The organism is Methylobacterium sp. CCH5-D2 (assembly GCF_001556475.1).
GTDB classification, from domain to species: Bacteria; Pseudomonadota; Alphaproteobacteria; order Rhizobiales; family Beijerinckiaceae; genus Methylobacterium; species Methylobacterium hispanicum.
On the sequence record NZ_LSIX01000635.1, the window covers coordinates 1 to 9,109 of the forward strand.

General features: G+C 72.0%; 8 protein-coding genes and 1 pseudogene. 2 read left to right on the forward strand and 7 right to left on the reverse strand.

Features of this window, described 5'->3' with window-relative positions:
* The first annotated feature begins 303 nt into the window (after positions 1-303).
* Together AX737_RS16970 and AX737_RS16975 are read left to right on the forward strand one after the other, a co-directional pair.
* Complete coding sequence (locus tag AX737_RS16970) at positions 304-2,373, forward strand: M3 family metallopeptidase (protein ID WP_066923465.1); 2,070 nt, start codon at positions 304-306, stop codon at positions 2,371-2,373.
* Positions 2,374-2,574: 201 nt separating this feature from the next.
* A complete protein-coding gene (locus AX737_RS16975) occupies positions 2,575-3,423 on the forward strand; it encodes a hypothetical protein (protein ID WP_066923468.1) in 849 nt (282 codons plus the stop codon).
* Positions 3,424-3,427: 4 nt separating this feature from the next.
* Here AX737_RS16975 and AX737_RS16980 read toward each other — a convergent pair whose 3' ends face one another.
* The 7 genes and pseudogenes from AX737_RS16980 to AX737_RS34535 form a co-directional block, all read right to left on the reverse strand.
* Positions 3,428-3,643, reverse strand: coding sequence for a hypothetical protein (locus AX737_RS16980; protein ID WP_066923471.1), 216 nt, complete (start codon positions 3,641-3,643; stop codon positions 3,428-3,430).
* 220 nt (positions 3,644-3,863) lie between these two features.
* On the reverse strand, positions 3,864-4,763 hold the full coding sequence (locus AX737_RS16985; protein WP_066923474.1) for an NAD(P)/FAD-dependent oxidoreductase: 900 nt from the start codon (positions 4,761-4,763) through the stop codon (positions 3,864-3,866).
* A 116-nt stretch (positions 4,764-4,879) separates the two neighbouring features.
* Positions 4,880-5,218 carry a Grx4 family monothiol glutaredoxin gene (gene grxD / locus AX737_RS16990; RefSeq protein WP_066923477.1) on the reverse strand — a complete coding sequence of 113 codons (339 nt, stop codon included), beginning with the start codon at positions 5,216-5,218 and terminating at the stop codon, positions 4,880-4,882.
* A 70-nt stretch (positions 5,219-5,288) separates the two neighbouring features.
* A complete protein-coding gene (locus AX737_RS16995; RefSeq protein ID WP_066923480.1) occupies positions 5,289-5,780 on the reverse strand; it encodes a DUF29 domain-containing protein in 492 nt (163 codons plus the stop codon).
* A 25-nt stretch (positions 5,781-5,805) separates the two neighbouring features.
* A complete protein-coding gene (locus AX737_RS17000) occupies positions 5,806-6,042 on the reverse strand; it encodes a BolA family transcriptional regulator (protein ID WP_066923483.1) in 237 nt (78 codons plus the stop codon).
* 22 nt (positions 6,043-6,064) lie between these two features.
* On the reverse strand, positions 6,065-8,293 hold the full coding sequence (gene purL / locus AX737_RS17005) for a phosphoribosylformylglycinamidine synthase subunit PurL (RefSeq protein WP_066923486.1): 2,229 nt from the start codon (positions 8,291-8,293) through the stop codon (positions 6,065-6,067).
* A gap of 196 nt (positions 8,294-8,489) precedes the next feature.
* A pseudogene (locus tag AX737_RS34535) lies at positions 8,490-9,109 on the reverse strand (hydrolase); the annotation flags it as partial.

Sequence of the window (9,109 nt, forward strand, 5' to 3'; positions counted from 1 at the left end):
CTCTGCGGGACTTCGTCCCGACCGACCCGGCCTTACGGCCGGCCCACCCTCTCCCGCAGAGGGCGGAGGGAGAGTCGCGCACATGGATTTGGTGCCGCCCGGTTGCCGGCGCAGTGTCATGGCGTCTCCTCCCGGGCGCGTGCCGGCACGCAGCCTTCGCCCCGAACGATCGGGCGCCGCACCCGCCGCGGCAAGGGCGCGGCTGCAACGCTCGGGCGCGATCGTGCTAGGCTCGGGCGACTTTCGCGGGCGGCGGGGCGCGGCCCCACCCGCCCGCCAGACGGAAACGACGAGGACCGGCACATGACGTCATCCAGCGCAGGGCTCCCCACGCTCGACACCGGGAACCCGTTCTCGGCGGCGCGCTGGGACACGCCCCACGAGCTGCCGCCCTTCGAGCGCATCCGGCCCGAGCACTACCTGCCGGCCTTCGAGGCGGCCATCGCCGCCCACGAGGCCGAGATCGCCGCCATCGCGACGAGCCCCGCGGCCCCGGACTTCGACAACACCGTCGCGGCGATGGAGCGGGCCGGGCTGGCGCTCGATCGGGTGGCGGGCGTGTTCTACAATCTCACCGGCAGCCACACGAACCCGGACCTCCAGGCGATCGAGCGCACGGTCGGGCCGAGGCTCGCCCGGCACGGCAGCGCCATCTACCTCAACCCGGATCTCTGGGCCCGCCTCGCCGCGATCCCCGCGGACGGTCTCGGCGACGAGGAGCGGCGGGTGCTGGAGCGCTACCGCACCCGCTTCCGCCGGGCGGGCGCCGACCTCGCGCCCGAGGCCAAGGCCCGCATGGCCGAGATCGCCGCGCGGATGTCGGAACTCGGCACGCAGTTCAGCCAGAACCTCCTCGCCGACGAGAGCCGCTTCGTGCTGCCGCTCGACGGCGAGGACGACCTCGCCGGCCTGCCGCCCTTCCTGCGGGCCGCCGCCGCCAGCGCCGCCGAGGAGCGTGGGGGCGAGCACGGCCACGTCATCACCCTGTCGCGCTCGCTGATCGAGCCGTTCCTCGTCTTCTCGACCCGGCGCGACCTGCGCGAGCGGGCCTACGAGGCCTGGACCCGCCGCGGCGAGTCGGGGGGTGAGACCGACAACCGCGCGATCATCCGCAAGATCGTGCAGCTCCGGGCCGAGCGGGCGCGCCTCCTCGGCTACGCGAGCTTCGCCCACTACAAGCTCGACGACACGATGGCGGCGAGCCCGGAGGCCGCGACCGCGCTGCTCACCGAGGTCTGGGCCCCGGCGCAGCGGCGCGCGGGCGCCGAGCGCGACCGGCTCCAGGCCATCATCGCCCGGGAGGGCGGCGACTTCGCGCTCCAGGCGCACGACTGGCGCCACTACGCCGAGAAGCTGCGCCGGGCCGAGCACGACCTCGACGAGGGCGAGGTGAAGGCCTACCTGCCCCTCGACGGCATGATCCAGGCGGCCTTCGACACCGCGTCCCGCCTGTTCGGTCTGTCCTTCGCGGAACTGCCCGACGTGCCGCGCTACCACCCGGACGTGCGGGTCTGGCGGGTGAGCGACCGCGACGGATCCGAGGTCGGCCTCTTCCTGGGCGACTACTTCGCCCGCGCCTCCAAGCGCTCGGGCGCCTGGATGAGCGCCTTCCGCTCGCAGGAGCGGCTGAACGGAACCGTCACGCCCATCATCGTCAACGTGATGAACTTCGCCAAGGCGCCCCCCGGCGAGACGGCTCTGCTCTCCTTCGACGACGCCCGCACCCTGTTCCACGAGTTCGGCCACGCCCTGCACGGGCTCCTCTCGGACGTTACCTACCCGCTCCTCTCCGGCACCGCCGTCTCGGGCGACTTCGTGGAACTGCCCTCGCAGCTCTACGAGCACTGGCTGGAGCAGCCCGAGGTGCTGCGCACCCACGCTCGCCACCACCGCACCGGCGAGCCGATGCCGGAGGCGCTGCTCACGAAGCTGCTCGCCGCCCGCACCTTCAACCAGGGCTTCGCGACCGTCGAGTACGCGGCCTCGGCGATCGTCGACATGACGCTGCACCTCTCGAACGCCGCAGAGGCGGGCCTCGACGTGCTGGACTTCGAGGCGGAGGCCCTGAAGCGCATCGCCATGCCGGGCGAGATCGGCATGCGCCACCGCTCCCCGCACTTCGCCCACATCTTCTCGGGCGACGGCTATGCGGCCGGCTACTACAGCTATCTCTGGTCGGAGGTGCTGGACGCCGACGCCTTCGACGCCTTTCGGGAGGCCGGCGACATCTTCCACCCGGAGACCGCGGCGCGCCTGCGCCGGTACGTCTACGGCGCCGGGAACCTGCGCGACCCGCGCGAGGCCTACACCCTGTTCCGCGGGCGCCTGCCGAGCACGGAGCCCCTCCTGAAGAAGCGCGGGCTGGCGGCCTGAGCGGAGGGTCCGTGCGGTGCCCGACGCGGGGGCCGGCACCGCACGCCCTCCCCCGTGCGGGGGAGGGGGCGCGAACCCGCTGCCGCGCGGAGCCGAACGGCTCGGCCGGAGGCATGCGTGCGGTAACGGTTCGGTAAACAAGCGTCCTTAACCAAAGCTTTCGGGGAACACGCCGCACGAGCTTTGGGAAAGGCGACGGCCATGACGACGAAAGCCACCGGACCGGTCTCGCCCGAGGCCCTGCTCAAGGCCGCCGTCTCGGGCGGCAAGAGGGCGGCCGATGCCGGGGCGGCCGACGCCGCGACGGCCAAGGCCGCGCCTGCCGCCGGGACGGCCTCGCTGCGGGGGCGCCTCGACCCGCGCCTGATGGGCGTGGCCGGCGGTGCGCTCGCCCTCGGGCTGATCTGCGGGGCCGGCCTCACCGCGGCCTCGCTGCCGCGCGGCGGCCAGGGCGAGGCCTTGGCCGAGGTCCATGCCGGTATCGATGCCGCCCGGACGGAATCGGCCCGGATCGGCACGGAGGTCGAGCAACTCGGCCGTGCGCTCGCCGCGCTGAAGGAGAGCCAGGAGGCGGCCCGCAAGGAGATCGCCGGCCGCAGCGCCGGACTCACCGAGCGCGTCGCGAAGGCCGAGCAGGGTCTCTCGGGCAAGATCGCCGCGCTCGGCGACCGGTTCGAGCAGGCCGAGCGGGACCAGGGTGCCAAGCTCGCTGCCCTCACGACGCAGATCGAGAAGCGCGCCGCCGTGGCGGTGCAGGCGCCCGTTCAGCAGGCGGCGGCGCCGGTCGTCGCTCCCACCAAGCCCGAGCCGACCCAGACGGGCAGCATCGAGCCGAAGAAGGCGCCCGAGAAGCCCGCCGTGGTCGAGGCCTGGGCGGTGCGCGACGTCTACGACGGGACCGCCATCCTGGAGGATCGGCGGCGGCGTCTGGTCGAGGTGGGGCCGGGTGATTCGGTACCGGGCGTCGGGCGCGTCGAGGGCATCGAGCGCCGCGGCCGCGAATGGGTGGTGGTGACGCGCCAGGGTCTGATCACGCACCAGGCGTGGTAGCGGCTCAGCGGGCGGAGGCCGGGACGACCGTCTCCGCCGAGGCCGGCTCGCGCAGCGGCAGCGCCGCGGCAGGGCCTGCCGGCATGATCCCGCGGTTCGCCCGGCGGCGGCCGTTCAGCAGGGCCTGGCCGCGGGCGGCACGCGTCGGCTGCAGGATGGCCGCGAGGAGCGCCTGCCCCTCGAAGGCGGCATCAAGATTTTTGGAATCGAAGACGGGCATGGCCGGCCTTGCGGGAGCAGCGACGGTGACGGGGCAATCGGCCGGGACAAGCTCGGCCGCGTGGGAATAACGGGGATAACCTGAACAGGTTCCGAATATCGACGTTTCGTAACCTCGTCTTTACCCTTGCAGGGGTGCGCATCGGTAGCTGTGCCGAATGGCACGTTCGAGCACGCCCGCGGCACCGGTTTCTCAGTCCAGCGGCCTGGCATGACCGAGTTCAGCGCGTATCCTCGCGCAGCAATTCGGTGTTGACCGCGAAGGCGGCCATCGCGCCCTCGGCGGCCGCCACCACGGCGAACTGGACCCGCCGCGAGGCGTCGCCCGCGACGTAGAGGCCCGGCACGTTCGTCTTCTCGTAGTCGTCGGTCGGCACCACGCCCTTGTCGGTCAGGTCGCAGCCGAGGCCCGCGAGCAGGTCCGAAGGGCGGCAGCCCGCGGGCATCAGGAAGAGGCTCCGGCACGGCCGCGTGCCGCCATCCGCGAATTCGAGATGCGTCGGCCGGCCGTCCGCGCCGCGCAGCGCCCGGATCGGGCGCTCGTCCACCCGAACGCCGTTGCGGGCGAGGCGGTCGCGGTCCTCCCCCGAGAGATCGGTCGGGCGAGCATCCGTGCAAAGGGCGACGTCGCGGCTCCAGACCGTCAGCTCGAGGGCGAAGCCCTTGGCGCCCGGCCCGTGACCCAGGGCGACGAGGGGCTGGTCGCGCGCCTCGTAACCGTCGCAGTACGGGCAGGAATGCACGCCCGTGCCCCAGAAGGCGGAGACGCCCTCGATCTCGGGCAGGTCCTGATGCAGGCCGGTGGCGACGATCAGGCGCCGGGCATGCTCCCGGGTGCCGTCGGCGAGCGCGACCGCGAAGCCGTCCTCCGTCCGCTGCGCGTCGACGACCTCGATCTCCCGCCGCTCGACGGTGTCGTAGCGGGCGAGATCCGCCTCGGCGCGGGCGCGCAGCTCCGCGGGCGGCGTGCCGTCGCGGGTGAAGATCCCCCAGGTCAGGGGCGTGGCAGCGTTTCGGGGCCGGCCAAGGTCGCAGAGCAGGACGTCGCGGCGGCAGCGCCCGAGGATCAGGGCGGCGTTCAGTCCGGCGGGTCCGCCGCCCACGATGATGACGTCGCGCATCGGATCGCCCGCTCAACCGTCTCGTCGGGGAAACGGGGCGCGGGCGCCGATCTTTCCGCAGCGCACACGAAAAAGGGCGCTCGCGCGCCCTCCTCCGTCCGGCGCTGCGCCCCTGCTCAGGCGGCGGCGGGCTTCACCGGCACGCCCTTCTCGGCGAGGAAGGTCTGCAGCTCGCCCGACTGGAACATCTCGCGGGTGATGTCGCAGCCGCCGACGAACTCGCCCTTCACGTAGATCTGCGGGATGGTCGGCCAGTTCGAGAAGGCCTTGATGCCCTCGCGGATGCCCTGGTCGGCCAGCACGTTGACGCCCTTGAAGGGCACGCCGAGGTAGTTGAGGATCTGCACGACCTGGCCCGAGAAGCCGCATTGCGGCATCTGCGGCGTGCCTTTCATGAACACGACCACGTCCTGTGACTTGATCTCGTTCTCGATCGTGGCGTTGACGTCCGACATGTTCTCGGTCCTTGCTGGTGAATAGGTGATTGTACGAACAGCGGGAATCGTTGCGTCTATGGCCGCTGGCTCAGCGCTGTACGGTCCCGGTGATGACGCGGAGCGCGGCGTCGAGATCGAAGCGCTCGGTCAGGATCGCCTCCGGGGTGAGCGGACACGTGTCCGGCACGTTCGGCAGGAGTTCCTGTCCATAGATCAGCATGTTGGCCTCGGCATTCGTTCGTGCAATGGCCCAGATGTAGCGCCAATTGAGGCGCTGGCGCATCCCGGGCTCGATGCGCTGATAGGCTGCCTGCTGGAACGTCAGCGTTTCATGTCGCCAGTGGGAGACGACGGGGGCGAGCGGTGCAGAGGCCTGCTTCAATAGGTGGGCGAGCACCTGAACCAGCAGACTCTCGACAGCCCGAATCTGCGCCCGTCCCACGCTCTCGATCTCCTCGGCGACGTTCTCCCAATCGACCGCGTTCGACAGCTCGCCCCGCGCGCCGAGGGCGCGCAGCGCGGCGGCCTGCTCCTCGGCCCAGGCCACGATGTCGTCGTCGTAGAGGCTTGGTCGGTCCATCGGGGGAGAACTCCCGCGCGAGGGCTCAATCCTGCGGCAGGCCCGTGGTCAGCGCAAGCGCGTGCAGCACGCCTCCCATCCGCCCCTGGAGCGCCCCGTAGACCATCTGGTGCTGGGCGACGCGGGTCTTGCCCTTGAAGGCGGTGGAGAGGACGGTGGCGGCGTAGTGGTCGCCGTCGCCCGCCAGATCCCGGATCTCGATCTGGGCGTCGGGCAGGGCCTCGCGGATCATCCGCTCGATCTCGCGCGCATCCATCGGCATCGGTGTACTCCTACGGATCGGATCAGGATGCGACCGCGGCCGGCTGGCTCGCCATGTAGGCGGGCAGCCAGTTCTCGTTGGCCTGGCGCAGGTCGGCCACCGATATGGTCTCGCCGCCCGGCAGGGTCAAACGGTCGGAGCCGGTGACGCCGACCACCGCCGCGTCGATCCCCTGCGAGGAGGCGCTGTAGAGGATGTCGGAAGCCGCGTCCGCCTCGACGGCGATCAGGTAGCGGCCCTGGTCCTCGCCGAACAGGTAGGCGTGGGCGGGCAGACCCTCGACCGCGACCTCGGGAAGCGCGGCGCCGATGTCGCCGGCCATCGCCATCTCGGCGAGCGCCATGGCGAGCCCCCCGTCCGAGAGGTCGTGCACCGTGTCGACGAGCCCCGAGGTGATCAGGCCGCGCACGAAGTCGCCGTTGCGGCGCTCCAGGCCGAGGTCGACCGGCGGCGGCGCGCCCTCTTCCCGACCCTCGATCACCGAGAGGTAGGCGGACTGGCCGAGCCAGCCCTCACTCGCGCCGACGAGGACGAGCACGTCACCCTCGCGCTTCAGGGCCAGCGTCGCGTGGCGCTCCACGTCGTCGAGCACGCCGACGCCGCCGATGGTCGGGGTGGGCAGGATGCCGACGCCGTTGGTCTCGTTGTAGAGCGAGACGTTGCCCGACACGACGGGGAAGTCCAGCGCCCGGCAGGCCTCGCCGATGCCCTGCAGGCAGCCGACGAGCTGGCCCATCACCTCGGGCTTCTCGGGATTGCCGAAGTTCAGGTTGTCGGTGATGGCGAGCGGGCGCGCGCCGACCGCCGTGATGTTGCGCCACGCCTCGGCCACCGCCTGCCGGCCGCCCTCGACGGGGTCGGCCTCGCAGTAGCGGGGCGTCACGTCGCAGGTCAGCGCGAGGCCCTTCGGCCCGCCCTCGACGCGCACGATCGCGGCGTCGCCGCCCGGCTTCTGCACGGTGTTGCCGAGGATGTAGTGGTCGTACTGCTCGTAGACCCAGCGCTTCGAGGCGAGGTCGGGCGAGGCCACGAGGCGGCGCAGCGCGTCCGCGAGCGAGGCCGGATGCGCGATCTCCTCGGCCTTCAGCACGGGCAGGTGCGTGTTGGCGATGTGGGGCCGGTCGTAGAGCGGGGCCTCGTCGCCGAGTTCCTTGATCGGCAGGTCGGCCACCGTCTCGCCGTGCCACTTGATGACGAACCGGAGCGTGTCGGTGGTGCGCCCGATCACCGCGAAGTCGAGGCCCCACTTCACGAAGATCGCCTCGGCCTCAGCTTCCATGCCGGGCTTGAGCACCATGAGCATGCGCTCCTGGCTCTCGGAGAGCATCATCTCATAGGGCGTCATGCCCGCTTCGCGGGCCGGTACCTTGTCGATGTCGAGCTCGACGCCGAGGTCGCCCTTGGCGCCCATCTCGACGGCCGAGCAGGTCAGGCCCGCCGCGCCCATGTCCTGGATCGCGATGACGGCACCCGACGCCATCAGCTCCAGGCAGGCCTCAAGCAGCAGCTTCTCGGCGAAGGGGTCGCCGACCTGCACGGTCGGGCGCTTCGACTCGCTCTCCTCGTCGAACTCCGCCGAGGCCATGGTGGCGCCGTGGATGCCGTCGCGGCCGGTCTTGGAGCCGAGATAGACGATCGGGTTCCCGACGCCCGCGGCCGCCGCGTAGAAGATCGCGTCGGTCCGGGCGAGGCCGACCGCCATCGCGTTGACCAGGATGTTCCCGTCATAGCGCGCGTGGAAGCCCATCTGGCCGCCGACGGTCGGCACGCCGAAGGAGTTGCCGTAGCCGCCGATGCCGGCGACCACGCCCGAGACGAGGTGGCGGGTGCGCGGGTGGTCGGGCGAGCCGAAGCGGAGCGCGTTCAAGGCCGCGATCGGGCGCGCGCCCATGGTGAAGACGTCGCGCAGGATGCCGCCGACGCCGGTCGCCGCGCCCTGGTAGGGCTCGATGAAGCTCGGGTGGTTGTGGCTCTCCATCTTGAAGATACAGGCCAGCCCGTCGCCGATGTCGATGACGCCCGCGTTCTCGCCGGGGCCCTGGATCACCCATGGCGCCGAGGTCGGCAGGCCGCGCAGGTGCTTGCGCGAGGACTTGTACGAGCAGTGCTCGTTCCACATCGCCGAGACGATGCCGAGCTCGGTCAGCGTCGGGTCGCGGCCGATGAGCGCGCGGAAGCGTTCGTACTCGTCGGGCGTCAAACCGTGCTGGCGCACGAGTTCGGGTGTGATCGGGACATCGTTGCGGAACATGCGCAGGGTCTCGACAAGTGGTGGTCGCGGCCGCGGGGGCGGTGGGCCCGCGACCGTGCCCGGACCGGGCCGAAAGAATACAAGCCGCCCCGGCTCTAGAGCGGAAGCGGGCACGGAGGCAACTGCCGAGCGCCCGCGGCGCCCACGCATCCGGCGCAGGGTTGCGTCCGGCGCGCGCCAGCTCGGCGGATCCGGCTCAGGCCGCGGCGGCCGGCGCGCGCGCGGGCGCCCGGCGGCAGGACTGCACGACCCGGTGGACCGGCTCCGGCCCGGAGACCAGATCGATGTAGTCGAAGCCCGTCGCCTGCCGGCTCGCCATCAGCAGCTGGAAGTGCATGCGGAACAGGTTCCAGCTCAGCCGCGCCACCTTGCGGGGCTCGACCAAGTCCCGGATCTGCACCCGCAGCACCGCCGGGCGCCCCGGCCCCGGCGAGGGGATGCCGCAGGCCGTGAGCGGGTCGCGCAGGTGGATCGACAGCCAGTCCCAGGGCGCGCGGATGTCGAGCCAGCCGATCGCCTCCGCCGCGGCGACGCGCGCGAGCGCGGCGCGCACCCGCACCGCCGCCGGGTCGAGGCCGATCCACGGGATCACGCTGCCGAGCGTCACGAAGGAGACCGGCGTGCCGCGCGCGCCGAAGCCGGGATCGCGGGCGAGCACCCGGTCCAGCACCTCGACGCCGAGGAAGCTTGAGGAGGAGTGGCCGATCAGCACGATCTCGTCGGCCGTGCCCTCGGCGGCGCGGATGCGGGCCGCGAAGGCGTCGAGGCGGGCCGGCATCTCGGCGACCGCCCCGGCCGCGTGGGCATGCGTGAAGG

What these genes read in the sequence shown, in the direction of transcription:
- AX737_RS16975 (WP_066923468.1), top strand. Translation starts at nt 2,575, where the DNA reads ATGACGACGAAAGCCACCGGACCGGTCTCGCCCGAGGCCCTGCTCAAG.
- purL (WP_066923486.1), bottom strand. Translation starts at nt 8,293, where the DNA reads ATGTTCCGCAACGATGTCCCGATCACACCCGAACTCGTGCGCCAGCAC.
- AX737_RS16970 (WP_066923465.1), top strand. Translation starts at nt 304, where the DNA reads ATGACGTCATCCAGCGCAGGGCTCCCCACGCTCGACACCGGGAACCCG.
- AX737_RS17000 (WP_066923483.1), bottom strand. Translation starts at nt 6,042, where the DNA reads ATGCCGATGGATGCGCGCGAGATCGAGCGGATGATCCGCGAGGCCCTG.
- AX737_RS16985 (WP_066923474.1), bottom strand. Translation starts at nt 4,763, where the DNA reads ATGCGCGACGTCATCATCGTGGGCGGCGGACCCGCCGGACTGAACGCC.
- AX737_RS16995 (WP_066923480.1), bottom strand. Translation starts at nt 5,780, where the DNA reads ATGGACCGACCAAGCCTCTACGACGACGACATCGTGGCCTGGGCCGAG.
- grxD (WP_066923477.1), bottom strand. Translation starts at nt 5,218, where the DNA reads ATGTCGGACGTCAACGCCACGATCGAGAACGAGATCAAGTCACAGGAC.
- AX737_RS16980 (WP_066923471.1), bottom strand. Translation starts at nt 3,643, where the DNA reads ATGCCCGTCTTCGATTCCAAAAATCTTGATGCCGCCTTCGAGGGGCAG.